Genomic DNA, 24,741 nt, shown 5'->3' with positions numbered 1-24,741 from the left:
CATCATGCCTTCGCGTTTTGGTGTCGCCTTTGGGGCGATGGCGCTGACCTTGTTTTTTCTGGCCGTGGGTTATGCAAACAATCTGATTTATATCTTTGTGTTCTTCCTTATCTCTGTTGCCGTAACAGGAATGCTATTAACGAACAAGAACATGGATGTTGTGCGTGTCGAAGGAATGGAAAGCCCCGAGCTTTTCGCCGGTGAAGAAGGACTTGTGCGCCTTGATCTTGAAAACAGCTCCGACATAACAGCCTGGGAAGTCGAAGCTGTCTTTGCCCGAAGCCAAGAAATCACAACGAAAGTATCGTTGGCGCCGAAGTCTCATGAAAGTCTTTCGCTGAAGTTTAAACCGACCCACCGGGGTTATGTCAGTTTGCCCAGAGTCACTCTGCAAAGTGCGTATCCGTTTGGACTTCTGCGGGCGTGGAAGTACGCATTTTTTGAAGAAAAGATCTTGGTCTTTCCACAACGAAAAGGGGATGTGGAATTTCCTGTGGATTCCGTGTCCGGTGAAGGGGTGCGGCTGGCTGGATTGTTTCGGGATCACAGAGCCTTTCAAAGTGCCGATCCTTTAAGTCGTATCGACTGGCGTGCCAGTGCCCGACGTCAGGAGTTGCTGGTAAAAAACTATGAAGAGCCGGAAAAACCAGCGCTGCACTTTTCCTGGGATCAAACGGCGCATCTGGAAGATGGTGAAAGCCGAATTTCACAGCTATGTCTGTGGATCGATCAGGCAGCAAAACGGGACTATGCTTACTCGTTGAAACTAGGGTCACAAGAGCTGGGAAAAAACTCGGGGGCCTCCCATCGCTATGAATGTCTGAAAGCCCTGGCTCTTCTTCAGGTAGGGAGTTTGACATGAGCGAAAGAAGATTCTTCTCCCAGAAAGCCCTGGCTTTTTCTTTTGTGACCGCCATGGTGATGGTCGGCATGGAAGTGTCGCCGTGGATTGCCCTTTTTTCAGCCGGTCTTCTGATCTGGAAGTGGGGCGTGGAGAACCTGGGCTGGAAGCCACTGTCCAAGAAAGTAACTGGCTTTTTAAGTATCGCTTTGCTTGTGCAGATTCTTTTGCAGTTCCGTACTTTTATTGGACAAGAGCCTTCTTATACTTTCTTGTTGGGACTTTCAGGTTTGCGCGTGATGGACTATCGCAATAAACGCGATCACCGCTTCCTGGTTCTTTTGGGTTTTGTTCTTGTATCTGTAAAAGCTCTTTTCAGTTTGGACATCTACTGGATTGTTCCCTCGGCGCTGGCCTTTGCGGGGTTGTGGTACTCCCTTCTTCCGCAGGAACTTCCACACAAAGGAAAAGTTCTTCTGAAGGTTTTTGCCCTATCGGTTCCGGGGGCGGTGATTCTGTTCTTTGCTTTTCCCCGCGTGGTACTTCCGTGGGCGATGTCGCGCGGAAGCAACACAGGACAAATTGGGTTTAGTGAGGAACTAAACCCCGGAAATGTAGCCGAACTTGCCGGTGTTTCCACAATGGTCTTTAGAGCCAAGCTTTCAGACACGGGAATAAAGAGCGGCGAGAATCTTTATTGGAGAGGTTCGGTTTTGCCACTTTCTCGCGGTTTGAGTTGGCGACCGGGAGCTTTGGGACTGCGTTCGCCCGAGAATAAAAAAGTGGATGCCCAGGAAAGCTACTATGAAATTGCACTGGAGCCCCATTCTAACACATATCTTTTTGTTTTGGATGGAACCCGCGATGTGCAGTTGGAGCAGGGTCGCACAACTTCTTTGAACGGCGGCGTTTATCGCAGCACGCGACCGATTATGACCACCACCGTTTATCGCGGCATCTTGAACGAGGGAAGCAAAGACACTTGGGTTCCCGCTGAAGACGAGTATTTGCAAACTCCGCCCCTGCGTGGACAGGTGTTGGAGTGGGTGGAGCAGACCAAGAAAAGGTCCCGGGAAATTGAAGGCCGTCTTCAGGCTTTGCAGGACCTTTTTGCTAAGAATGATTTTACCTACAGTCTGAGTCCGGGCGTGTATGGTGGGCCGAATGATTTGGAAGCGTTCTTGTTTTATCGAAAACGTGGTTTCTGTGAACACTTTGCCGGAGCTTATGCCACTTTGGCGAGGTCTTTGGGGATCGCCTCTCGGGTGGTCGTGGGTTATCAAGGTGGACGTTACAATCCTGTGGGTGATTTTTGGCGGGTGACTCAAAGAGATGCTCACGCCTGGGTTGAAATATTCCATCAGGGAAGTTGGCAGCGGGTGGACCCGACGAGCTGGGTGGCTCCGTTGCGTTTGGTGATCGGAGCGGAAGACTTCTTCAGTTTGTCTGAAGAGGATCAGAAAGTCTTTGCACGCAATGTGCAGTGGAGGCCGTCCAAAGATGCGGGTATCACCCTTTGGGATCGCGCGGAATTTTTAATGGACGATCTGAATTATCGGTGGACTTACTTCTTGGTGGATTTCGACAGAAGTTCTCAACAGAGCTTTTGGCAGTCCTTGGCGGATATGAAGGCACAGCTGATCCTGGGGTTGTTGTTCGTCGGAGTTCTTGGAGTTTTGCTTTTCCGTAGTCTTTTCAGGACAAAAGACTTGGTGAGCGAGGAGCGAGTTTTACTTCTGGAGGTGCAGAAGTGGGCTGAAAAAAGAAGTCTGTCCCAGGAAACCGGCGAAACCCCACTACGGTATCTGCAGAGACTGGCGGCAGAAAGCCCATCTCAACGGGAAGTTCTTCAGGATATTGGCCAGTTCATTGATCACAAGGCCTATGCCGGCACCCAACCAAAGACGTCAGTTCGGGAGCTGCTGACCCAGTGGAAAAGAGCCATCGAAAAAAGCGGGTAGCTATTTGAAATCGTACTGGCGAAGGGCGTTGATTCCGGATTTAAAACCGATGCGTACAATGCGCGCTAAGATATCCGGATTCAAGCTGAAGTGATCCACAAAGAACATCTCATAGTTCTGCGGGCGTGGAGCCACGTAGATGTAATCTACTTCAGGGCGATAGTTCACACGATTGCGAATGATTTCAAGGATTTTGTCCCTGTGTTCGGGTGGCAAGTTCTGTTGTTTGAAGTAACCATCCACAGCATTGTAGATTCCGCGGATGTCGTTTTTGTACTGAATGTGGCGGGCAATCTTTTGTTGGACCACTTGATACAAGGCCTGATTGGCGATCAGGGGGATGCCGTAGTCGTGCAAAGAGCCCATCTCTTTGGTGTAGTGATAAGGCTGAATGGAGTAAGAGGAAATGACTAAATCAGCTCCATAGTCTGCAGCCACATGGGTGGACAGAGTGTCACGGATCTCACCGTCATAATAGTGGATCTCTTTTCCGTCGGGGCGCTTGATTCCGTAAGGGGCAAACACCGGAGGCAAAGCCGTGGAGCAAGCCACCGCGTCACTGATTGTGGCGTAGTTAATATACTTGGTGGTCTCGGTTTTAAAAGACTCCGGGAAGTTCCCGAAGATGGCCTTGCGGGTGTGGTTCAGTTGAGTTCCGATGATAAAGAGCTCAACTCCCAAACGGGCAAAGTCATTATCGACCAGGACTTCTTTGCGAAGATAGTTTTCGATGCCTTTGGTCGAAAACAGGCCGTTCAGTTTCAGGCCGTTTTTCAAAAGGGATTCAAAGCCTCCAGTCACCAGGGCTTTTTCCATCAGGGATCGGGGGATGAACTTTAAAAGACTGCCGGAGTTCAGATTGAAAAGGCTGCGGTAGGAAATCGGTTTGAGATATCGAAGATCGGATTTTTCAAAAGTGGGTTCGGATCCGGAACCGACCTGGAAGGCATTGATCAAAGACTCCACTGGATAGCCAGCCGCCAAGACCGAAGCTACGAAAGCCCCCGCACTGGAACCGACATAAAGACGGATCGTCATCGGGTCGTTATCCCCGAAGTTCTGACGCACCATCTCTTTGGTTCCGCCGGCAAATTTGAATCCCTTTTCTTGAAGGGCCAAGCAAACCCCAATGTGGAAGGCGGCGGCTTTGATGCCTCCTCCGCTTAAAACTAGGGCCACTTTCTTTTTATCTCTAATACGCATACAACTTTTTAAATTATCGGACCTTCGGGGAAAACTCGCAAAGAATTCTTTTAAACGATGAAAAATCCATGACTTAGGGATGCGTATTCAGACTTTGGTCTAGTGAATAGGCAATGGCTAACCAGATCAAAGTCCTGAATTTAGTTGAATTTGAACAAGTGTTCACACAAAATTTGACAGGCTTAAGTCCTGTGATAACGTTGACTACGCAAGCTGAGTAAGGGGACCACCTCTCCCAAAGGCGAGCTACTGAAGCTTCGGCGCCACCGAAGTAGAAAGTATGAGGAAATAATGAACGTCGAGACCTATGGTTCTTGGTTACCGCTAACGGACTACTCCACTAAGTACAAAATTAGTGTGAGTACCCTCCGCCGAAGGATCAAGGCTGACGACATTAAGTTCCGCTTTGAAGACGGCAAGTACTTCATCATGGACGAACCGATGGGTACCCATCAACGAGTACATCGCCCCTCCCAAGAAAGCGACCTTGCTTTGGTGGGTGCTCATCAAGGAATGATGAAAGGTTATGAAATGGCCACTTCAAAGGACGAAGTAAAGACCGCTGACCTGACCGATAAGATGGTGAAAGTGAATAAAGACGAACCCATCTTAACGGCCGCTAACAAACTGCTCAACGAGCTTAAGAAGGCCTACACCCAGATCCTTCAGGAAAAAGAGGAACAGATCCTTCACCTGAGAGAAGAAGTGACGGACTTAAAAACGCTGGTTCGAGTGTTGGAATCCGAAAACGACCGTCTAAAAGGGTTTAAACAATAAAAAAAGGGCTGATTACTCAGCCCTTTTTCTTTTTCAACGGGTCTCACTGTTGGCAGCTGAGGGGTCTTTTGATACTCAGGTTCTGTGAATAAACCGTTCTTTGCCTCATGATTTGGGTCTTCAGTTCTCCCACTGCCTGGGATTGACTCCTTTTCAATAAACTTTCTGATGCATTCAGATTCAACGTGAACATCACTGTATTGATGCAAGCCATATTGGAAAGACTTAGCATCTCGGGCAGGAAGCTGGCTGGCTCCACCCGGATCCCGGCTCGGGTCGCCATGTAACCGACCCGGAAGGACTCAATCGTAAAGTCGACATGGGGGTTCTGCAGTAAAACGGTTTCTTCTCGGGTATTTTCATCAAATCGGATCAGACTGCGATCCGACTTACGCAGGCAAAGAGAGTACGTGCGGGATGAGTACACCTCAGAACCGGTAATAAAGACGGCCGTTTTGGAAGTGATGGCACTGCCGCTGATATTCGTCGGATTCTTTAGGATGGCTGAAGCATACTTGAAAGTAACCGGCGCACCAAAAGAGTCGACTTTGGGAAGGTCATCATAGGGATCCAGATTGGTAGATAGACTCATTCTTTTGGATACCACCGTGTATCGGCGAAGGTAGCGCCTATCGGCATCCACAAGAACCACTTCGACAGGCATCTTGGTCGCTGTGAACATCGAAGCCTCTGTTTCATCCGCCGTCAGGCGCAGTTCATGGGAAGCTCCGGTTTTATTGGAGTCAGCCATTTCAGACCAGGCGCGAAGAACACGTTCGGATCTCTGCTTACGATCTAAGGTGGTATAACGAATCACCGAGGCGCCATTATCATTCAGGCAAACTGACGGCTCCATTCCGGGAGAGAGGGACGTCAAGCCGAAATACTCCACCGAACTGCTGTTGCTCAGATTTTCAACCGGGTCCATGCGAATCACGTTGCGAATATCGCCTTCGATTGTTCTGAGGGCCATGGACATTTCCAGCTGACCGGCAGACCAGGTCTCCATATTCTTCTGCTCAGAGAAAAAGTTATGGATCAAATAGGTGACTATACCGATCACCATCGTTGAGATGCTGACGGCCAAAAGAAGTTCCATGACGGAGAAGCCGGAACTTTTTTTCATCTTTTAAACAAGGTGACTTGGTTTTGAATCAACTGTCCCCCTGTCCCGTTTGGATAGCCACGCACATAAATATTAACCTTCTTCAGACTGTTGGAATACTTGGGCAGCTTTAAGCTAGCTGAACTGAAGTCGGCTTGGATGTTCGAAGCCGGTTCAACTTCCCAGACAACCTGAATGGTGTTATTTCCCGGCAAGGCCGCACCACAAGCCGGGGGAGAGCCACTGAGAGTGGTTTCATTCAAGAAATTGATCTGAAAATCATAGTTGCGCACAATACAGTTGCCCGGTTGGGGAATATCATCGACAGAAGCGCCTTTGAGTTCGATCGCATTATTTGTCAGGACCTCTTTAAAGACAATCGAACGATCGACACCTGATTTGTGCGTTCTGTTGGACAGAGTCAGCTGCATAAGGACAGTCAGACTTATTAAGGAAATAGCCACGGCCCCCAAGACTTCGATAAGTGTCATACCCAAGTTGTTCAATTGAAGTTTCATCTAGTTCCGTGTCTCCAGAATAGGTTGATCGACGCCAATAATAGAACCGATGTTGCGGTAATCCACGGGCGGATCCGTGTGAATAAATATATAGCGTCCGTTGTTGATACTTGGCTGTGTTTCTGAAATGCCATTGATTGGATAGCCAGCTTGGCGCGACTTGAAAGAGCTTGGGATACAGGGAGAGCCAGCTGGGATATCTGCATAGTAAAAGGGATTGTCCCACATCAAGTTCTTATGCTCCAGAGTGATCGGAGCCCCCTGATTGCTGCGCAGTTCGACGGGGACGTGTACGGGCGCATTGAGATCCCTCTTTCCAGTGGGAACAAAAGAATCAAAGACCGTGTACATGCGAATGCCAGAATAGATAATGTCAGACTCTTCACGAGCAGCCATGCCTGCAGCTCTTTGGACATGAAATACAGATGGATAATAACCGTAGGGAAACTGCGATGTCGTTCCATTATAATAATTGGAGCTTAATGGTGGAAGCGGCGAGTTGGGTATAGAGTGGTATGCAGGAATCTTTGCGGTGGAATAAAGCCCCGTCGCTGGAGTGACCTTTTCCAGATTGTATCCAGCCATACTGACCATACACAAATTGGATGGAAACTGATCCGCGGTAGAGTCCGGACCACTCCAGAGCCCACGCAGAACAAATGGGTTGCTGGTGTCAATGCTGGCATTGGTGACAAGGCTGATACTGCTAACTTTGTAACTGCGATAGCCATAGCGGAAGCCATCGTTCTCCTGTCGAACATAGTCGGTGTAATTATGCAGAACCGGTCGAATCTTTCCACCCACCACAGGCCAGTAAGTGCTCATGTAGGTTGGAGTGGCCGGCACGTATTGCGGGCTCAGCAAGTGTACGCGCTCTGGAGAGAGTATCACCATCGGAATGGGCTCGCGTCCCCCACCTGTGGCATCACTGTTAAAGACAATCTCACGAAGGCGTCCGGGATCGGTGCTGAGTGGGGAGGATGTGTCCTGCTGGAATCCACGAAGAGCCAGCGTATCCTCACTAATCACCCAAAGGGCCAAATTCTTTCGAGCAGGATTTGAAGGCACAATTCCTGTCATGAGTCCTTGTGCGGAGTTCTGACGAAATTCAGTAGGAACTTTCGTGTACACAACCCGACGTAGCAGGCGTTCTTTCAGGCTTGCGTCGGTCAGTTGCGCCACATTAAAATTGTTCAGGGTTAGTGTATTAAGGTCAATGCTTGAGACCTGATCACAGGTGCTGTCACCATTCGCGTAACGCTTCAGATACTGGGCATCCCAAATCGGACAATCGGTATACGAGTTTGTGGGTGCTGAAATCACATGGCCGCACTGGCGGGCATCTTCTTCCAGAGCCTCCATATTATCCCAATTCAACTTTGGTGAAGGAATTTCCTCCGCGTCAGAGGTGAATAGTGTGCCATCCAGTCCCGCGTCTCTTCTCCAGGCTTTGAAACCCCGGGGGAAATGTTCAGAGTTGGAGCAAACCTTTTTTGTCGAGGCAGCATCAGATTTTGATATGCATGTGGCATCCATACGAATGCCGAAGTTGTTGGCGCCAGCATAACTGTAGGTGAATATAGAGTACCGATCAGGGTCATTTATATAGGAACCGTTGTCAGAGGCTTTCCAGGATTCCAATGGAATAGATCCGCCAAAAAGTGCAATGGGATATATTTCGCTACGAACGGAGGCCTTGGTTAGTGGGCCGCTGGTGCCGTTTACCACCTGCTGCTTCAGCGTTGTGGCTTTATTGAAGTCGCGGGTGATAATTGTTGACCCGCCTCCGAATTGGCTGTGGTGAGAGTTAGGTGCGCCTATGTCGCTTCCATAAGGAGCGAGAAGGTTTTCGATGTTGCTGGGATGAGGGTTGGGTTTGGGAATGGAGTACTGAATGTACTGCAGACCACCACCAAATTGAATGCGGTCGCCCTGAATAATGGTGCCGTACTCCCCAGGCCATACACTGGGAGAGCCATTCCAGTTCATCATATTGTTGACCGGCCGGGCGATGTTCCCGCCCATCTGCAAGGGGCCTTTGGTATAAATGCGGCGATCCCTGGCAATGAGTGCGGTCGGAAACTGGGGATTATACAAACGACGTAAAGTCAGAGGGGCATCAGACCCCGAGAACAGCAGATAGTCCGACACATCCAGAACCTTGATGCGTTTGATGTAAACGGCTTTCAGATCACGGTAATGACCTTCAGAAACCAGTTCGTAGTTTTTGGTGGTGAAGTTGTATTTCGCGGTCACATTCCAGGTCATGCCGCCATCTAGTTTTCCTTCGACACTGAAAGATTCAGACTTCAGACAGTTGTTATCAGGAGGTGGTTCCCACAGCCGTCGAGCCAAGGCCGATTCCATCACCGCAAAAGCCGAAGTGGTGACTTCGTTGAGCAAGACCTGATCGTGATCCTTGGTTTTGTATTCGTAGTTTCTTTTTTGGATATCGGCAGAGTTCAGTACAAAGACCACGCCTATTGCGCATAAGACAGTGACAAATAGCAAAGTGCTTTGACCATTATTGTGAAACCTCATGGAACAATCTTAGATCGTTCCCTATATACAAACAAGTTAACAGTCAGTTTCGGACCTCGGACTAAGGTAGAGCATGTGTCTGTCTCGGATTGAAACAAAAAAAGAGAGCCGGTATTACCAGCTCTCTTTGGGAACGCATAACTCTAGGGAGGGGCGATGCGCACTTGCGGACTAAGCCGCAAGTGATTTGGATTTCTTAGGATCTTTCTTCGCAACAGTTTTCTTGTCTGTAGTTGCTTTTGCATTCTTATCGAAGGCAACCGCGAACACTTCGTCCAAGTTTTCCGCCAGAATAAAGTTGATCTTGTCTTTGAAGATCTTAGGGATGTCAGCAAGATCCTTTTGGCAAGCCATTGGGATGATGATGTTTGTAATACCCAAGTTCAAAGCGGCAAGACACTTCTCACGGATACCACCGACAGGCAGTACACGTCCTTGCAAGGTCACCTCACCAGTCATCGCGATATCGTGACGAACCGGAGTGCCTGTCATCAAGCTGACAAGCGCTGTTGTCAGAGTGATACCTGCAGAAGGACCGTCTTTCGGGATCGCACCTGCTGGCAAGTGGATGTGAATGTCGTACTTTTCAAAGAAGTCCTCTGGAATACCCAGTTCTTCCTGGTGAGCACGAGCATAAGACATCGCGGCGTGAGCGGATTCTTTCATGACATCGCCAAGCTGGCCAGTCAGAGAAAGATGTCCTTTACCTTTCATTTTCAAAGCTTCCACCGTCAGAACTTCACCGCCAGCCTGAGTCCAGGCAAGGCCTTGAACCACACCGATCTGGGAGTCTGCAATCTTGTCGTCACGCTGGAATCTTGGCGGGCCCAGAAGCTCTGGAACTGTTGTGGCATTTACTTCCACAAAGTTTGCTTCGCCCATCACAACCATCTTCGCCACTTTACGGCAGACGGATCCCACTTCGCGCTCCAGGTTACGAAGACCTGCTTCGCGAGTGTACCCAGCGATCAGATACTTGATGCCTTCGTCGGTAAACTGGATGTTTTCCTCAGTGATACCGTTGGCTTCAATTTGTCTTTTGATCAAATGTTTTTTCGTGATCAAAAGTTTATCGTTCTCTGTGTATCCTGGAATATTCAGGATTTCCATACGGTCACGCAATGCTGGTGGAATATTTTCCAACACGTTAGCCGTTGCGATGAACAACACATTTGAAAGGTCGAAATCGACGTTCAAGTAGTTGTCACGGAAAGTGGCGTTTTGTTCCGGATCCAGAACCTCAAGCATTGCTGCAGAAGGATCGCCACGGAAGTCAGAGCCCAACTTGTCAATTTCATCCAGTACGATCACTGGATTGTTTGTTTTTGCCTGACGCAAAGCCTGGATGATTTTACCCGGCATTGCACCCACATAAGTGCGACGGTGACCGCGGATTTCCGCTTCATCCTTCACACCACCCAGGGCGATACGGAAGTATTCACGTCCCATCGCGCGAGCGATAGATTTACCCAGGGATGTTTTACCCACACCCGGAGGACCACCGAAGCACAGGATTGGGCCTTTAAGATTTGGCTTCAGCTTGCGTACCGCCAGGAATTCCATGATACGGTCTTTGGCTTTTTCCAGTTCGTAGTGATCTTCGTCCAGAATTTCTTTGGAGCGTTTAAGATCGATATGGTCTTCGGATTTTTTGCTCCAAGGAAGATCCGCCATCCAGTCAAGATAAGTGCGAACCATGGTGGCTTCGGAAGCATCCGGATGCATACGCTCCAGACGACCCAACTGTTTCAAAGCTTCTGCCTCGACATTGGCAGGCATACCGGCATTGATCAGCTTTTCGCGCAACTCGTCCATTTCTTCAGATTTGGAGTCGCCTTCCCCAAGCTCATTCTTTATAGCCTTCATTTGCTCGCGCAAGAAGTACTCGCGTTGAGACTTGGACATATCATCCTTGGCATTGCCCGGACGATTTTTCTGTTGAGTCTGCATCACTTCAAGTTCAGCAGCCAGAATTTCATTTACCAGTTTCAGTCTTTCTGTGGCGTCAGAAGTTTCAAGAACTTTCTGAGCATCCTGAACTTTCACACCCAGATTAGAAGCGATCAAGTCAGCGATACGACCTGGATCAGAAACATCATCCAACACCAACAGGATGTCCGGAGAAAGGGGGCGGCCCAACGCGATGATGCGTTCGATGTGCTCTTTGGCCGTTCTGATCAAAGCTTCGTTTTCAACGACGGTTTTTTGAACCGGAGTTTCTTCGATCTTTTCAACCGCCACTTCGAAAGAAGGAGCTGTCTTAGTGAAGTTTTTCACGCGGCCTTTAGCCACACCTTGAATAAGGATTTTTACGCGACCATCAGAAAGTTTTCTCATTCTCATGATCATCGCCACTGTACCCACAGTGTAGATATTGTCCGGAGAAGGATTTTCTTCAGTGATGTCTTTTTGTGATGCCAGGAAGATCAGGCGGTTTTTCGCCAAGGCTTCTTCAACTGAGCGGATAGAGGCGTCACGGCCTACATACAAAGGAATGATCATGTAGGGGAATACTACGATGTCTCTCACAGGTAGCATGGGAAGGGTCTGTGGGATTTCTAGGACTTTATCGTCAAAACTCATACCGCTCCTCCGCGTAAAATGCGGGAATTTATGTTTCTGGTATGAGTCTTCTCGGTGTGAGACAGTTTTTTCTAAACTGCAATTCCGGATAAATTTAAAAAATTGGACTGACATCCATGTCAGTGGACCTCATCCAATGAGATAAATTTGTACTTATTGGAAAATACTCGAATGGCTCTCTTGTTCTTCCATGCAATCAATACAAAGGGCTGTGAACGGTCTGGCTTGCAGGCGTCGAGCGCTGATCATTTCAGTGCAGGATTCACACTGGCCATAGGTCCCGTCGGCAATCTTACCCAGAGCTCTTTCGATCGCATACAAAGCGGTGCGATCGCGTTCGTGCAAGTGAATAGAGATATTGTTGGAGATATCTTGAGAAGCGGCTTCCGCTTCATCCGCAACCGCAGCCATGCTGGATTGCTCCTCTTTAAACTCATGAGTTTTGTTGAGGATCGTGCTCTTTTGGAAGAGCAAAGATTCTTTCAAATTTTGTAGTTCAACTTCTGTCAGTTCGGTTGCGTTCATCTCACCCCCCGATATGATGATCCTTGGCCGAAAATTGATCGCATATTACGGGGGAATGAATGTCTGTCACTAAAAAAGCACTGCGTGATTATTTAACGCGCAAACTTACGACTTACCGCTTCTCGCATCTCTGCGCCCTCAATGCTTAGGCGAGTCCATGGAATTGCCAACAACCTTTCAGTTTCGATAGGTTCTTCTGTTTCTTCACAAATGCCGAATGTGCCTTGTTCGATGCGGGCCAGGGCCATCTCGATCTCGACAAGTTGATTTCTCATTCGCGCTTGGGAGATTAAAAAAGAATGTTCTTCGATGTGAGCGACAGACTGATCAGCTTCATCACCACCTTTTTCCTGGTGAACCAACTCGCGTTGGGCTGTTCTAAAGCGATTCAAAACATCTTGTTTTGCGGTGAGGAGTTTTCTTCTGCACTCCATCATTACGTTTTCAGAGATACGACTTGTCATAACGGCCCCCTTCTTTAGATTTTGCGACACTCATTGTCGCTGGTGTTCCTAAGACAGAGCACCATCCGAAGGGGGTTAAAAAATCGCCATTAATTTAACTTATGGGACTTATTTGCGGATTCTAAGCGGAATAACTTCGCCTTTTTCGATAGTTAGCGTGGTTACCGGGCGTTCGATTTCGCGTTCAGCATTAATACTGAGGCTTCCTAGGCTTCCAGGGAAGCGGTTGAGCTCGGACATCTTTTTGACCAAGTCCTCGCGCGAACTGGCGCCTGCGGCGATCAGCTGGCGCAGGATCAAACCCGCATCATAGGCCTGAATCTCGATCAGGGAGGGCTCTTCGTTATACAAAGAGCGGTATTCCCCCACGAAACGTGAACGGTCTTGGGAAGACGGACTCATACTGTCTACAAAGATCAGGCTTTGCGCGAAGTTCCCGGCACGTTTGGCAATGTCTTTGGTGTTCCAAAGATTAGTGCCCAGCAATTTTACGCCGCGAACATCGTTATAGGAAAGCATCGCAGAAATCTGACCCATCGCGCGCGCGCTGTCGGGGATGAAGATGCCGTCGAAGTCCACAATCGGAGGCAAAACATTTTCCAGATTGGATTGTCGCACGGAGTGTTTTTTCCCGGACTGTTGCAGTTCTTTAAGGCGAAGATTGAATTCGTCCTGACGGGCTTCGCCAAAATAGGTGCCCACAAGACGTTGAATCACCAGGCGGAAGTCCGTTTCTTTTACAGAATAGGTCTGAACCGCAGTGATTTCCCCACCCCGAGCCAGCACTTCATCCCAGAAGATATTTGTGAATTCAATGCCGTAGGGATCGTTGGGATAAAGAATTGCAAACTTCTTCATGCCCAGATCTTCCATGGCAGTACGAACCAGGGCGCGCACCTGCATGCCGCTGGTCAGGGAGTTTCTGAACACAGTCGGACCAATTTCTGTCAGTCCGGAGCGCTGAGAAAGGGCGATCGTCGGAACACCGAGTTCATCGGATTTCGCTGCGACGGCCGGAGCTGTCTTTGAAAGCAGGCTTCCCACGATCGCGATGACATTGTCCTCTTTCACAAGGCGTTCAACTCCACGACGGGCAGAGTCGGGATTGCCTTCGCTGTCCATCACGGCCAGCTTAAAACCAGAGCCCGGAATATGAAGGCCCAGGCCCATCTCCAGCCCACGCAGCGCGCGCTGACCAACAGGAGCATTACGCCCGCTGAGCGGCAGGACAACACCCACTGTCTGGGACTGAACGTTTTTAGCCGAATCAAGCTGCAGGATGATTTCCTGCGCACGCAAGGCCAGGTCGCTTCCCGGGATGAATTCGGTCACGGAGTTGAAGTATTTGCGCGCATCGGAGGTGTCTTTTTTATCCAGGGAAATCTCTCCCAGACGGAACATGGCGTGTCCGCGCAGGAAACCAAAATCAGAATCGTCTGCAACATCCTCAAGCTGGTCTTCGTTCAGCTTGTTTTCCACCACATCAATGGCGCGCAGGCGGAAGGACTCCTGATCCTGTTTGTTTGGAGCTTGAACTGTCTGGGTTACCAGACTTTTGAGTTGATTCAAAATATCACCCGATGCCGTAGGAGTGGAGATATGTTCCGACACAATCTGCTCTGGCGGCTTCCCGGCTGTCATTCCGCCGAGGGTCTTTGGTTTTTTCGCTGACGCTGTTGTGGTTGCCGCTGGCTTTAATGGGGCGCGCTTGGTTGCCACTGTCGTACAAGAAGCCAAAAGACCGGCCGTAAGCAGAAGCGAGAAGGTGGACTTCATTTTCTATTCCTCATAAGTTGGGATACTTTTTCCTGGAAGGCCTTAACCAAAGGACTGGATTCGCCGCTCTTAGCAAGTTCTTCCATCAGCTCCTTTTGTCGGCTGGATAAAGTGCTGGGTGTGTCGACTAGAATCCGCACAAGCATGTCACCTGATCCAAATCCACCAAGTTTCGGGAAACCCTTTCCTTTCAGACGGAAAGTCTGACCGGAGTGGGTGCCCGGAGGAATGCGAATCATGGCTTTGCCCGTTAGTGTTGGGACTTCAATGTTGGTGCCCAGAATGGCGTCGGTATAAATGATGGGAAGATCCAGTGTGACGTCATTTTCGCTGCGTTTGAAAAGGGGATGTTCTTGAATATTGATAATGACGTACAAATCCCCTGCGGTGGCTCCCGCGGAAGCGTCACCCTCACCGGCAAGCTTCAGGCGTTGACCTTCTTTCACGCCGGCAGGCACGTTCACAGACAGTTTGGCGGGCTCTTCGCGGCCGCCACGTTGTCTCATAAAGCTAATGACTTTTTCACAGCCCAGCGCGGACTCTTCAAAAGAGATATTCAAAGTGTAGCGAAGGTCTGTGCCTTTGCTGGGACGGCGCGGACGAGCCCCGGGACCCCGAGCCGAACCAAAGATATCGCCGAAGACATCCCCGAAAATATCCTGGAAAGGATCCCCACCCTGAGAAGAGGATCCGGCTCCACCAAATCCACCAAAGCCACCAGCTCCACCAAAGGGACCTCCGGCTCCGCCGCCGAAGCCCTGGGCTCCGGCGTGGCCGAACTGGTCGTACATTTCACGCTTTTTGGTGTCACTGAGAACCTCATAGGCCTCGGTGATTTCTTTGAACTTTTCTTCGGCTTTCTTGTCGCCCGGATTTTTGTCCGGATGATACTGCATCGCCAGCTTACGGTAGGATTTTTTAATTTCCTCCGGAGTGGCAGATCGAGAAACATTCAAAATGGAGTAAAAGTCTTTCTTAGACAATCAACACTCACTTACTCTGGCTTCTTCGCCACGACGACTTGGCCAGGTCTGATCACTTTGTCATGAAGTTTGTAAGGTTTTTTAAATACGCGCAGGATATGACCAGGGGCTACCTGATCAGTTGCTTCGCTGCTTAGAGCATCGTGCACCGCCGGATCAAACGGAACCCCTTGAGCCGGAATTTCAGTGACGTTATGGCGCTGCAAAAGACTGCGCAGTTCCTGGGCGGTCATTTCCACACCTTGTTTGAAGGTCTGGAAGTTTTCTGCGCTGATATTGACGCTCAAGGCGCGTTCGAAGTTGTCCACAACTTCCAAGAGGTCGCGAACCAGGCGCTCGCCACCGTATTTCATCATTTCCGAGCGCTCTTTGATCGCATTGCGTTTGTAGTTCTCAAACTCAGCACGCATATAAAGGAAGTCGTTTTTGAACTTTTCAGCCTGCTCTTGAAGCTTTTGGATCTCAGAAGCACTGTCGGCATTTTCTGAAGGAGGAATATTCGTATTTTGAGAGTTATTTTCTTCTGACATGAGACGTCCTTTCGCAATACTTAAGATTGTGTATTCACGAGATATTGTCAATGTCAGGAGGGTCGGAGAAAAACTCCTAGTCCTGTGATAAATCTTCCTTGAGGAAGGTCAATTCCTGAAAAATTCGGTTGCTCAACACAAGGCCGTCGCGAGTCAGTGACCAATGCCCGTTGTCATGCTGAATCCAGGCCTTTTCTTCCAGTTTCGAAAGAATTTGAACCACTTTGTCACAGGTGCCCGCAGGGAACTTGGACCGAAGTTGCGCAATATTGAGTCCGCGCATCAGACGCATGGAGGTATGACAAAAGTCCGTAAGCGCTTGGTGCATCTCTAAAACTTCCACCTGGCTTTCAGGCAAATGGAGCGCCGGGGAAGTAAACTGCTGTCCGTCAAAGGCCAGAACTTGTTTCTGGTAATCATTGATGTTGTTGATATTCCAATACCGCGTGCCCCACGAGGACTCCTTGGAATAAGAATGGGCACTCAGCCCCAGGCCCCAATAAGGCTCATCCACCCAATACAGCAGGTTGTGACGGGACTCGAAGCCGGGCAGCGCAAAGTTGGAAATTTCGTACTGCTTGAATCCGGTCTTAGTCAGTTCGTCGGCAATGATATCAAACATTTCAATCTGTTCGTCATCAATCGGACGCCCTTTTGAAAGGGGATGCCCATCGGGAACCGTCAGACAATAAGGGCTGATGTGACGCGCTCCCTGTTCCACGGCAATCTGCACATCCCGGCGCAGGCCCTCGACAGTTTGGGACGGCAACGCAAATAGAATATCGAAGCTGAAGTTCAGATTGTGGGCCCGTAAAAGGTCGAGCGTTTCCAGGGTTTGCTTCGCGGAATGTTCGCGATGAACCATCTTCAACAGGCGATCATCAAAAGTTTGAGCACCCACACTGAAACGGTTCACGCCGTTATCAATATACGTCTTCAGTTTGTCTTCGCTGACGGTTGCCGGATTGATCTCAATGGTGATTTCGGTGTCAGGTCTAGTTGTAAATCCATATCTACCCAGCTCTTTGATAATCGCTACAATGAGATGAGCAGGGATGAGGCTCGGTGTGCCTCCACCAAAGTAGATGGTATCCAGACTTTGTGGGGTGTAATAGCCGTGCTTCTGACGAATCTCCTTGAAAAGGAGTTCCACATACTGCTCGGGCGGCAAAATCTTGCTTTGCTCATAGGTGGCAAAGTCACAGTAAGTGCAACGCTGAATGCAGTAGGGAATGTGGATATAGACGCCAAATGCCATGGGAGTTATGTAGAGTATGTCTAAGAAATTTCAACTAAAAAACGGTCTGAAGGTCCTTTTCCTGGAAAGCCATAAGTCTCCAGTGGTCTCAGTGCAAATGTGGGTGAAAACAGGCTCTGCCGATGAAAAAAAGGGCGAAGAGGGGATTTCTCACTTTATCGAGCATTTGGTCTTTAAGGGCACCCGCAAATACAAGGTGGGCGAGATCGCGGCCACGGTCGAGGGCTCCGGCGGGGAGCTCAATGCTTACACCTCATTTGACCAGACGGTCTTCTATGTGACTATTTCCAAGCAGTTCTCGGATGTGGCACTGGACGTGATCAGTGAGATGATGGGTTATCCCACCTTTGATCCCCAGGAGATCGACAACGAGCGCGAAGTTGTTATCGAGGAAATCAAACGTGGGCAGGACAGCCCTGGCCGCCGAGCCAGCCAGCTGCTGTTCACCAACGTCTTTAAAAAAAGCCCTTACGGCATCCCGGTGATTGGCTATGACAAAGTCGTAAAGAAAGTCTCTGCTAAAAAAATCCGCGAGTTCTATCAGTCCCGCTATGTGCCGTCGAATATGTTCCTGGTAGTCTCGGGTGACTTTGAATCCAAAGACATGAAAACCCGCGTGCAGAAAATGTTCGGGGGCTTTGAACCGTTCAAGCTGCGCAAAGTTGCCCGCAAAAAAGAACCAGCGCAAAAGAACATCCGCATCAAAGTGGAGCAGGCGAAATTTGAACAGACGACGGCTTATCTGACCTGGCGTATTCCGAATGTAAAACACAAAGACATCGCCGCCTTGGAAGTGATGTCGGCGATTTTAGGGCAAGGGGATTCGTGTCGTCTGATGCAGACCCTGCGTATTAAAGAGCCATTGACCAACTCTGTTGGCTCTTTTGCTTACTCTATGCAGGATGATGGTTTGTTCGCGGTTTCCCTGGGATTGGAAAAGGAAAATTTGAGCAAAGCCCTCACCGCGTTGATCCCGGAACTGGTGCGACTGGTGACCGAACCACCCACGGTGGCAGAGATGCAAAAAGCCATGACTAATTTTGCCAGCCACGAAGTCTATTCAATGGAAACGGTGGATAACATCGCCCGCAAAGCCGGAAGCAATGAGTTCTATTATGGCGATCATGACTACTATAGAAAGTACATGAAGCAGGTTTACGCCCTGAAGCCTGAAGACATCCTGAAGATCGCCAGAAAATATCTGAAAGCGGATTCTTTTGGTCTTTCCATGATGACCAATATGGATAAAAAAGCCGCAGAAAAAATTTTGAAGACCTTTGCCAAAGATCTGAAGAAGGCTTTGAAGGAAGCCAAGGTCAGCAAACAAAAGCCTGCGAAGTTTGTGGCAAAAAAATTCAACATCAACGTAGGAGCCAGCAGCAAGGCTCCAAAAACCGAACGCATCGTGCTTGATTCCGGAGCCACTTTGTTGATTCGTGAGCAAAGTGACACGCCTTACGTGGCAATGAAGGCCGCCTTTTTGGGGGGCGCACGCGTGGAAGAAGAGGGGCAAAGTGGTCTGACCGAGCTCTTTGCGCGCAACTGGCTGTCAGGGTCTAAAAAGTTCACTGAAGACGATATCAATCTTCGTGTAGATGAACTGGCAGCGGGTATCGGGGCATTCGGAGGCAGAAACTCTGCGGGTCTTTCCATGGACTATCTGTCGCCGTTTGAAGATAAGATGTTGGAGATCTACGCGGACTCTCTGTTGGCGCCGCAGTTCCCTGATGCCATTCTGGAACGCGAAAAAGTGGTTTTGAAAAATCAAATCAAAGCCCGCAATGACAATCCGGCACAACTTTGTATCTTAAGCTTCATGCAGGAGATCTTTAAGGGGCATCCTTACGCACGCGATCTGGTGGGAAGTGAGACCAGTGTAAATGCCATCACAGCCGACTCCTTGCGTGGATACTATAAGAAAATTGCCAACCCTAAAAACCTGACCTTTGCTGTGGTCGGAGATGTTGATACAGAAAAATGGGTGAAGACTTTGAACGAAATCACCAAAGAGCTTCCCAAAGGGGAGCGGGTGAAGAATCATTTTGCGGCTCCCGTGATCAAAGAATCCAAACATCTTTATCGCGAGCTCAAGAAAGAACAAAGTCACATTATCGTGGGATATCAGGGCCTGACACTTTCAAGTCCGGAACGCTACACACTGGAAATTATTCAGTCCATCCTCAGTGGTCAGGGAGGAAGATTGTTCCTGGAGCTTCGTGATAAAAACTCTTTGGCGTATTCTGTTTCGCCGATGCACATGGAAGGCATCGAATGTGGATATTTCGGTGGATATATCGGTTGTTCACCAGAGAAAGCAGACAAAGCCATCCAGATGCTGAAAGAGGAATTCAACAAACTGGCAACCACAATGGTTCCGGCAGAGGAACTGGTTCGTGCTCAGAGATACCTGATCGGACGCCACGATATCGAGTTGCAGCGTAAGGGCACGATCGGCAATGCCATCTTGTTCGATGATATTTATGGACTGGATTATCGCGAAAGCCTGGATGTCGCCGACAAGTACTTCTCAGTGACGGCGGAAGATGTGCGGAAGCTGGCGCAGAGGATCTTTGCGCAGCCTTCAGTTGTCAGTCTGGTGGGACCTTCGGATGTGAAGGCCGGTTAGATTCTAAAGCTCCCGGCGGAAATCCTCGATGATCTGCTGGTTGACCCTCTCAATTTCCTTAATGCCAAGAGGTCCGATTTCATCGGGCTTCTTGGTCAGAATCTCTGACAGATTTCTTTCAAGAATCTCAAAAACCTTCGGAATCAAATTCTTGCGGTAGTTGTCGCTTTTAAGGCGGCTCTTGGTGAGCTTCCACAGCTCCCAGCGTGCCGGAAGGAAAGCGTAATAGACATCCGTCGCATACTTGGATTCGAGGTTTTGTTCTTTCTTCCAGGCCGCTCGATTCAGATGATGACGACCATCACCGAAGTCCCGCAGGAGGAGTTCTTCCGGAGAATGGTCCCGGGATCTCTGCTCTGCATTCTTTAATAAATCACTTATGCTTCTGGGATCACGGGTGGTGGCCAGGGTTACAGAGTCAGCAAAGAGTTCGTGCAAACCACTGCGCAGATTCCAGAAGGACGTCAGTTGCTGCAGTCGTTTCGTCACAAACATGGCCTCGGCCCTTTTTTCTTCAGCCAGAGTTTTCAGGCGTATCTGTTCGGTTCCGGTGGCCCAGCTGGCCTGCTCTCCAAGCGCATCAGCCTCGGCGTGCAGGATGTCTTCTTTGTTCAGCAGTTCAAGATTTTCCTGGCGCAAATGTTTGTAGCTTTCCAGGTCACGCATCAGATTTTTTTCAAAAACGGCGTGTGAGTACTCGTGAATCAGAATGTTCTGATTGATGGCAGGATGTTTGTTTCCCATCGCTGAAGGGAGCAGTCCCACGGAAATGGAAAAATCCCTGGCATCAAAAAGTGAAAAGGCAAAAACGTTGTCGATGAATACGCGAGCCTCCGTCGCAGGCTGCAGGGGAGCCAGCAAGGAATCCACTTGTAGAATTGTTTTGGCAAAATCTGCCGCCGCCGGTCCGTACAAGGCGGAAGGGCGAACTTCAATGCGCCCATTCAGGGCATAGTTCGAGGAGAAAATCGGACCGCACTGCTCGCCGCCGAAGGCATAGACGGACCCTGACGCAAAAGGGCTGAGCGCTGCAAAAAAGATAACCAGCCTTTTCAAATACATACGATCTGCTCCTCTGCAAAGTGGCTCATGGGAGATGTAGCAAGGGCAGTGCCCAGGGGGGTGTCTCAGATTGAGACTTTTGACCAGCTTTCACAAAAACAACTAACCGGAAGCCAACTGAAATTTGTTAGACTATAAGTATGCGGGAAAAGCGTTCGACGACATCAACAGTTGAGCTTTTTGTAAGCCCCGAGGGCTACTTTCAGGAACTCGTTCAAAAGGGACTATCCCAGCGAAAGGTTCAGACGTATCCCTTGGTTGAAACCTATCTTGTAAATTTGTTGCAGCATTATTTGGATGCCCGCAATCTTTTCGATCCGGCCTATGCGACCGAAGGTGGTCAGAAGAATCCCACAACCCTGGCAGAGATGTATCTGACGGCTCAGAATGCCGACAGCGTGGTGCGTGCGGAAATGTTAAGAAAGCTGGGAGACCGGACTCTTTACATCAGCGGGTTCTTCGGCGACTCATTGTCGCGAAAAATTGTGGATGTGGACTACTATGCGGAAATCGGTGGAGCTGCTTACGCTTCCCTGGCTCATTGCACCCGCGAGGACACACTAGCCCGGGTGTATAATGTCTTTGCCGAACGCTTCCTGGAATTCGTGGATGTCCTGACCTACATCAGCCATCATTCCTTAGTTAAAAGCGATGAGAGCATCCTGAGGCTCTATGAGCGCTATATGCGCACGGGCTCGGAACTGGCTCGTGAAAAGCTGGTTGAAATGGGAGTTTTGACTCTTCCTCAGGATCAAGTAAAGCTTGGCAAGCAGAGCTGATTCCACTATTCTGGCGCCATGTTTGGCCTAGGTATGTCTGAAATTATCTTTCTTGCGGTTCTGGCCCTGATTGTGATCGGGCCGAAGGAACTTCCGGAGCTTGCAAGAACTTTGGGTCGTTTTTTGAACGAACTCAAACGCAGCACCAATGTTTTGGGTGATGAACTGAAACAACAGGTGCGCATGGATAAAATTGATCTGAACCAAACTATTCGCAATCCCAATCTGAACAACCATCAAGGACAACAAGACACAGCCCCCCTGGCTCCCGAGACCACGGCCTCTGCCGAAAATCCCGAGCAATTGGAGTTTCCGCAGGCTGATGGCAAGTCCGAAGAACAAAAGAATAAATGAAACGCGAAGAACTAGATTCCAAAGCCCAGTCCTTGTATGAGCACCTTGCTGACCTAAGAAAGATGCTGATCAACTGTGTTTGGATTCTGTTGATCGCGACAGGCATTTGCTACGGTTTCAGTGAAAAGATCTTTGATTTTGTCAGAGAACCCATTCGTCCTTATCTTCCGGGTGGGGGGTTGATCTACACAGGTCCCCTGGATAAGTTTATCGCCCATCTGAAGTTATCCTTTGTGTGTGGTATTTTGTTGTCCTGTCCCTTCTGGCTTTACCAGGTGTGGAAGTTTGTGGCTCCGGGACTTTATGCAAAAGAACGTAAATACACGATGGGCTTTATTATTTCCGGAACCGGCCTGTTTGTTCTGGGGGCGGCGTTCTCGTATTGGATTGCCTTACCCATGGCCTTCCAGTTCCTGATGACATACGGGGGCGATGTCGACAAGCCCATGATCTCCATTGATCAGTACATGGGCTTTTTCACTCAGATGTGTTTGATGTTTGGTGTGGCGTTTGAGCTGCCATTGGTGATTATTGTTCTGGGCATGATGGGGATTGTCAGTCAGGCCTTTCTGCGCAAGAACCGTCGTTATGCTGTGATGACAATCGCGGTGATTGCCGCGATTATCACGCCGCCAGATCTGCTCAGCATGGTGATGATGTTGGCTCCAATGTGGATTCTGTTTGAAGCTGCCGTCTTGATTGTCGGTGTCTTTGAAAAGAAGCGCGAAGAAGCCTACGCCGTAAACGAACGAGAATAAGAGCATAAAAAAACCCGCACCTTTGATCAGTGCGGGTTTTTTCTTTTAAAGCTCTAAGGCCGATTAGGGCTCTTCGAACTTGATCAGAACGGCGCCGGATTCCACCGAATCACCCTGCTTTACGCGGATCTCTTTGATTTTCACATCGCGAGTCGCACGCATTTCGTTTTCCATCTTCATCGCTTCCATGATCAGCAAAGGCTTGTTGGCCTTCACGATCTCACCTTCTTTGGCGAAGATTTCGATGATTTTACCTGGCATACCGGACTTCAGTTCCTGATCGCCTCCGAAGCCGCCACCTTTCTTCAGGGACTCATGCAAAAGCATTTCATCATTGAAGACTTTGATGGTGCGGAAAGAGTTACGCGTAAAGACCGTGTACTCTGTGTCCTGTCCGATGACGTCGATCAGATAGGATTTGCCGCCAAACAGGAAGCTAATGTACTGCTCAGCCTGCTTGTAATCGTTTTTGGAGATATCATAGTGAACCCAGTCTTTGCCCTCTTCCTGCAAGGAAACCTTCCAGGTCGTACGCTGCTCGGTCACATCCACTTTAAATTTCTTACCTTTAAGTTCTGCCTCAAAGTACATGGTTACGTCCTCAATTGAAGTTTGCGGCTGACACGTTTCCAATGGGAAGTCAGGTTCAGCTGGCGAACGTCTTTGGATTTACGATCGTTGTAAGCGGTGATGGCCGCAGCGATCAGGAATACAGGGTCTTCAACTTCCTTGAAAAGATTCGGTTCGATAACTTCGAAGTTCTTTTCAATAAACTGAGTCGTGTAAGAGCCGTCGCGGAACTTCGCATGGTCCAGAATTGTTTTATGAAGAACAATATTGGTCTTAATTCCGGTCAACACGAACTCACTGAGCGCTCGTTGCATTCTGTCGATGGCCTCTTCACGAGTCTCACCCCAGGTGATCACTTTTGCGATCATGGGATCGTAGAAGATAGGCACTTCATAACCAGGATACGCATAAGAATCCACACGCATGAACGGACCTTGCGGGTGACGACACGCGCGAATCACACCAGGGTGTGGTTTGTACGTGATTGGATCTTCTGCACAGATGCGGGCCTCAATCGCGTGGCCTTTTTGTTTGATGTCTTCTTGTTTGAAGCTCAAAGGTTTGCCAGCAGCCACATAGATCTGCTCTTTCACCAGGTCATAACCCGTCACGATCTCCGTGATCGGATGTTCCACCTGAAGACGCGTATTCATCTCCATGAAGTAGAATTCTTTGGTGGCGTTATCAAAGATAAACTCAATCGTTCCCGCGCCCACATAGTTGATCTGTTTTGCGGCGCGAACAGCGGCTTCACCCATGCGCAGGCGCACCTCGTGAGGCACAGAAGGGGACGGACATTCTTCGATGATTTTTTGGTGACGACGCTGAACAGAGCACTCACGTTCAAACAAGTGAACGTGGTTATTGTGTTTATCGCCGAACACCTGAATCTCGATATGCTTTGGATCGTTGATGAACTTTTCGATGTAAACAGTCGGATCCGCGAAATAGTTCTGACCTTCAGAGCGGCAGGCGCGGAAGGCGCTTTCCAGTTCGTCCATCTGACGAACCACACGCATCCCTTTACCACCACCGCCAGCCGAAGCTTTGATGATGATCGGAAGTCCGATTTTTTCTGCGATCTTCTGGGCTTCTTCAACGGTTTCAACGCCGCCATCAGAGCCCGGAACTGTCGGAACACCGGCTTTCTTCATCAACGCTTTAGCAGAAAGCTTGTCACCCATGGCCTCGATATTTGCAACCGTTGGACCGATGAAGGTGATACCAGCTTCTTCCAGAGCTTTGGCAAAAGTGGTGTTTTCAGACAAGAAGCCATAACCCGGGTGAACAGCGTCCACGCCGGCTTTTTTGCAGACTTCAATGATCTTGTTATAGTTCAAATAGCTTTCTCGCGATGGGGACGGGCCAATGTGGTAGGCCTCATCCGCCAAAAAGACGTGCAAGCTGTCGCGATCCGCATCAGAAAACACGGCCACAGACGCAATCCCCAGCTCACGACAAGCACGAGTGATACGAATGGCGATTTCCCCACGGTTGGCGATCAGGATTTTTTTAAACAATGCCATG

21 protein-coding genes are annotated in these 24,741 nt (G+C 49.3%); 7 read left to right on the top strand and 14 right to left on the bottom strand.

Annotated features, from left to right (window positions below):
* Nucleotides 1-4: 4 nt before the first annotated feature.
* Together ACZ5ZZ_RS17415 and ACZ5ZZ_RS17410 are read left to right on the top strand one after the other, a co-directional pair.
* Nucleotides 5-862, top strand: coding sequence for a DUF58 domain-containing protein (locus tag ACZ5ZZ_RS17415; RefSeq protein WP_464140663.1), 858 nt, complete (start codon nucleotides 5-7; stop codon nucleotides 860-862).
* Nucleotides 859-2,802, top strand: coding sequence for a transglutaminase TgpA family protein (locus ACZ5ZZ_RS17410; RefSeq protein ID WP_464140660.1), 1,944 nt, complete (start codon nucleotides 859-861; stop codon nucleotides 2,800-2,802). The genes ACZ5ZZ_RS17415 and ACZ5ZZ_RS17410 overlap by 4 nt, the downstream gene beginning before the upstream one ends.
* Here ACZ5ZZ_RS17410 and ACZ5ZZ_RS17405 read toward each other — a convergent pair whose 3' ends face one another.
* Complete coding sequence (locus tag ACZ5ZZ_RS17405; protein WP_464119099.1) at nucleotides 2,803-4,005, bottom strand: patatin-like phospholipase family protein; 1,203 nt, start codon at nucleotides 4,003-4,005, stop codon at nucleotides 2,803-2,805.
* Nucleotides 4,006-4,362: 357 nt separating this feature from the next.
* Here ACZ5ZZ_RS17405 and ACZ5ZZ_RS17400 point away from each other — a divergent pair, with 357 nt between their 5' ends.
* Nucleotides 4,363-4,782 (top strand): hypothetical protein, encoded by a 420-nt coding sequence (locus tag ACZ5ZZ_RS17400; RefSeq protein WP_464140658.1) that lies wholly within the window; start codon nucleotides 4,363-4,365, stop codon nucleotides 4,780-4,782.
* 43 nt (nucleotides 4,783-4,825) lie between these two features.
* Here ACZ5ZZ_RS17400 and ACZ5ZZ_RS17395 read toward each other — a convergent pair whose 3' ends face one another.
* From ACZ5ZZ_RS17395 to hemW, 10 genes are all read right to left on the bottom strand, one after another.
* Nucleotides 4,826-5,908, bottom strand: a complete 1,083-nt coding sequence (locus ACZ5ZZ_RS17395) for a PulJ/GspJ family protein (RefSeq protein WP_464140656.1) — start codon at nucleotides 5,906-5,908, stop codon at nucleotides 4,826-4,828.
* The gene (locus ACZ5ZZ_RS17390) at nucleotides 5,905-6,405 is read right to left on the bottom strand and encodes a type II secretion system protein (RefSeq protein ID WP_464140654.1); all 501 of its coding nucleotides are present in this window, start codon (nucleotides 6,403-6,405) and stop codon (nucleotides 5,905-5,907) included. The genes ACZ5ZZ_RS17395 and ACZ5ZZ_RS17390 overlap by 4 nt, the downstream gene beginning before the upstream one ends.
* The gene (locus ACZ5ZZ_RS17385; protein ID WP_464140652.1) at nucleotides 6,406-8,946 is read right to left on the bottom strand and encodes a hypothetical protein; all 2,541 of its coding nucleotides are present in this window, start codon (nucleotides 8,944-8,946) and stop codon (nucleotides 6,406-6,408) included.
* Between the two features lie 171 nt (nucleotides 8,947-9,117).
* Complete coding sequence (gene lon, locus ACZ5ZZ_RS17380; protein ID WP_464140650.1) at nucleotides 9,118-11,529, bottom strand: endopeptidase La; 2,412 nt, start codon at nucleotides 11,527-11,529, stop codon at nucleotides 9,118-9,120.
* Nucleotides 11,530-11,682: 153 nt separating this feature from the next.
* Complete coding sequence (locus tag ACZ5ZZ_RS17375; RefSeq protein WP_464132567.1) at nucleotides 11,683-12,054, bottom strand: TraR/DksA family transcriptional regulator; 372 nt, start codon at nucleotides 12,052-12,054, stop codon at nucleotides 11,683-11,685.
* Between the two features lie 92 nt (nucleotides 12,055-12,146).
* Nucleotides 12,147-12,518, bottom strand: coding sequence for a TraR/DksA family transcriptional regulator (locus ACZ5ZZ_RS17370; RefSeq protein ID WP_464119061.1), 372 nt, complete (start codon nucleotides 12,516-12,518; stop codon nucleotides 12,147-12,149).
* A 108-nt stretch (nucleotides 12,519-12,626) separates the two neighbouring features.
* Nucleotides 12,627-14,294 carry an ABC transporter substrate-binding protein gene (locus ACZ5ZZ_RS17365; RefSeq protein ID WP_464140647.1) on the bottom strand — a complete coding sequence of 556 codons (1,668 nt, stop codon included), beginning with the start codon at nucleotides 14,292-14,294 and terminating at the stop codon, nucleotides 12,627-12,629.
* On the bottom strand, nucleotides 14,291-15,277 hold the full coding sequence (locus ACZ5ZZ_RS17360; protein WP_464119059.1) for a DnaJ C-terminal domain-containing protein: 987 nt from the start codon (nucleotides 15,275-15,277) through the stop codon (nucleotides 14,291-14,293). The genes ACZ5ZZ_RS17365 and ACZ5ZZ_RS17360 overlap by 4 nt, the downstream gene beginning before the upstream one ends.
* An 11-nt stretch (nucleotides 15,278-15,288) precedes the next feature.
* Nucleotides 15,289-15,807, bottom strand: coding sequence for a nucleotide exchange factor GrpE (gene grpE, locus ACZ5ZZ_RS17355; protein WP_464132564.1), 519 nt, complete (start codon nucleotides 15,805-15,807; stop codon nucleotides 15,289-15,291).
* A 76-nt stretch (nucleotides 15,808-15,883) separates the two neighbouring features.
* Complete coding sequence (gene hemW / locus ACZ5ZZ_RS17350; RefSeq protein WP_464140645.1) at nucleotides 15,884-17,065, bottom strand: radical SAM family heme chaperone HemW; 1,182 nt, start codon at nucleotides 17,063-17,065, stop codon at nucleotides 15,884-15,886.
* 16 nt (nucleotides 17,066-17,081) lie between these two features.
* On the opposite strand from hemW, the gene ACZ5ZZ_RS17345 reads away from it, so the two are divergent.
* On the top strand, nucleotides 17,082-19,691 hold the full coding sequence (locus ACZ5ZZ_RS17345; protein WP_464140643.1) for a M16 family metallopeptidase: 2,610 nt from the start codon (nucleotides 17,082-17,084) through the stop codon (nucleotides 19,689-19,691).
* 3 nt (nucleotides 19,692-19,694) lie between these two features.
* Here ACZ5ZZ_RS17345 and ACZ5ZZ_RS17340 read toward each other — a convergent pair whose 3' ends face one another.
* Nucleotides 19,695-20,753, bottom strand: a complete 1,059-nt coding sequence (locus ACZ5ZZ_RS17340) for a hypothetical protein (RefSeq protein WP_464140641.1) — start codon at nucleotides 20,751-20,753, stop codon at nucleotides 19,695-19,697.
* A 140-nt stretch (nucleotides 20,754-20,893) separates the two neighbouring features.
* On the opposite strand from ACZ5ZZ_RS17340, the gene ACZ5ZZ_RS17335 reads away from it, so the two are divergent.
* The 3 genes from ACZ5ZZ_RS17335 to tatC are packed head-to-tail and all read left to right on the top strand — an operon-like array spanning nucleotide 20,894 to nucleotide 22,644.
* Entirely contained in the window at nucleotides 20,894-21,532 is a 639-nt protein-coding gene (locus ACZ5ZZ_RS17335; RefSeq protein ID WP_464119052.1) for a hypothetical protein, read from the top strand.
* 18 nt (nucleotides 21,533-21,550) lie between these two features.
* Nucleotides 21,551-21,886, top strand: a complete 336-nt coding sequence (locus ACZ5ZZ_RS17330; RefSeq protein ID WP_464140639.1) for a twin-arginine translocase TatA/TatE family subunit — start codon at nucleotides 21,551-21,553, stop codon at nucleotides 21,884-21,886.
* On the top strand, nucleotides 21,883-22,644 hold the full coding sequence (tatC, locus tag ACZ5ZZ_RS17325; RefSeq protein WP_464140638.1) for a twin-arginine translocase subunit TatC: 762 nt from the start codon (nucleotides 21,883-21,885) through the stop codon (nucleotides 22,642-22,644). The genes ACZ5ZZ_RS17330 and tatC overlap by 4 nt, the downstream gene beginning before the upstream one ends.
* Nucleotides 22,645-22,707: 63 nt before the next feature.
* Here tatC and ACZ5ZZ_RS17320 read toward each other — a convergent pair whose 3' ends face one another.
* Both ACZ5ZZ_RS17320 and accC read right to left on the bottom strand, forming a co-directional pair.
* A complete protein-coding gene (locus ACZ5ZZ_RS17320; protein WP_464140637.1) occupies nucleotides 22,708-23,235 on the bottom strand; it encodes an acyl-CoA carboxylase biotin carboxyl carrier protein subunit in 528 nt (175 codons plus the stop codon).
* Nucleotides 23,236-23,237: 2 nt separating this feature from the next.
* Entirely contained in the window at nucleotides 23,238-24,740 is a 1,503-nt protein-coding gene (gene accC / locus ACZ5ZZ_RS17315) for an acetyl-CoA carboxylase biotin carboxylase subunit (RefSeq protein WP_464140635.1), read from the bottom strand.
* Nucleotide 24,741 lies beyond the last annotated feature (1 nt).

It is taken from the genome of Bdellovibrio sp. HM001, assembly GCF_055397275.1.
This window is presented reverse-complemented; position numbering and strand designations above follow the sequence as displayed.

Excerpts from the sequence above, each read along its gene's own strand:
- ACZ5ZZ_RS17415 (WP_464140663.1), top strand. The coding sequence starts at position 5 with ATGCCTTCGCGTTTTGGTGTCGCCTTTGGGGCGATGGCGCTGACCTTG.
- ACZ5ZZ_RS17410 (WP_464140660.1), top strand. The coding sequence starts at position 859 with ATGAGCGAAAGAAGATTCTTCTCCCAGAAAGCCCTGGCTTTTTCTTTT.
- ACZ5ZZ_RS17405 (WP_464119099.1), bottom strand. The coding sequence starts at position 4,005 with ATGCGTATTAGAGATAAAAAGAAAGTGGCCCTAGTTTTAAGCGGAGGA.
- ACZ5ZZ_RS17395 (WP_464140656.1), bottom strand. The coding sequence starts at position 5,908 with ATGAAAAAAAGTTCCGGCTTCTCCGTCATGGAACTTCTTTTGGCCGTC.
- ACZ5ZZ_RS17390 (WP_464140654.1), bottom strand. The coding sequence starts at position 6,405 with ATGAAACTTCAATTGAACAACTTGGGTATGACACTTATCGAAGTCTTG.
- ACZ5ZZ_RS17385 (WP_464140652.1), bottom strand. The coding sequence starts at position 8,946 with ATGAGGTTTCACAATAATGGTCAAAGCACTTTGCTATTTGTCACTGTC.
- lon (WP_464140650.1), bottom strand. The coding sequence starts at position 11,529 with ATGAGTTTTGACGATAAAGTCCTAGAAATCCCACAGACCCTTCCCATG.
- ACZ5ZZ_RS17375 (WP_464132567.1), bottom strand. The coding sequence starts at position 12,054 with ATGAACGCAACCGAACTGACAGAAGTTGAACTACAAAATTTGAAAGAA.
- ACZ5ZZ_RS17370 (WP_464119061.1), bottom strand. The coding sequence starts at position 12,518 with ATGACAAGTCGTATCTCTGAAAACGTAATGATGGAGTGCAGAAGAAAA.
- ACZ5ZZ_RS17365 (WP_464140647.1), bottom strand. The coding sequence starts at position 14,294 with ATGAAGTCCACCTTCTCGCTTCTGCTTACGGCCGGTCTTTTGGCTTCT.
- grpE (WP_464132564.1), bottom strand. The coding sequence starts at position 15,807 with ATGTCAGAAGAAAATAACTCTCAAAATACGAATATTCCTCCTTCAGAA.
- hemW (WP_464140645.1), bottom strand. The coding sequence starts at position 17,065 with ATGGCATTTGGCGTCTATATCCACATTCCCTACTGCATTCAGCGTTGC.
- ACZ5ZZ_RS17345 (WP_464140643.1), top strand. The coding sequence starts at position 17,082 with ATGTCTAAGAAATTTCAACTAAAAAACGGTCTGAAGGTCCTTTTCCTG.
- ACZ5ZZ_RS17340 (WP_464140641.1), bottom strand. The coding sequence starts at position 20,753 with ATGTATTTGAAAAGGCTGGTTATCTTTTTTGCAGCGCTCAGCCCTTTT.
- ACZ5ZZ_RS17335 (WP_464119052.1), top strand. The coding sequence starts at position 20,894 with ATGCGGGAAAAGCGTTCGACGACATCAACAGTTGAGCTTTTTGTAAGC.
- ACZ5ZZ_RS17330 (WP_464140639.1), top strand. The coding sequence starts at position 21,551 with ATGTTTGGCCTAGGTATGTCTGAAATTATCTTTCTTGCGGTTCTGGCC.
- tatC (WP_464140638.1), top strand. The coding sequence starts at position 21,883 with ATGAAACGCGAAGAACTAGATTCCAAAGCCCAGTCCTTGTATGAGCAC.
- ACZ5ZZ_RS17320 (WP_464140637.1), bottom strand. The coding sequence starts at position 23,235 with ATGTACTTTGAGGCAGAACTTAAAGGTAAGAAATTTAAAGTGGATGTG.
- accC (WP_464140635.1), bottom strand. The coding sequence starts at position 24,740 with ATGGCATTGTTTAAAAAAATCCTGATCGCCAACCGTGGGGAAATCGCC.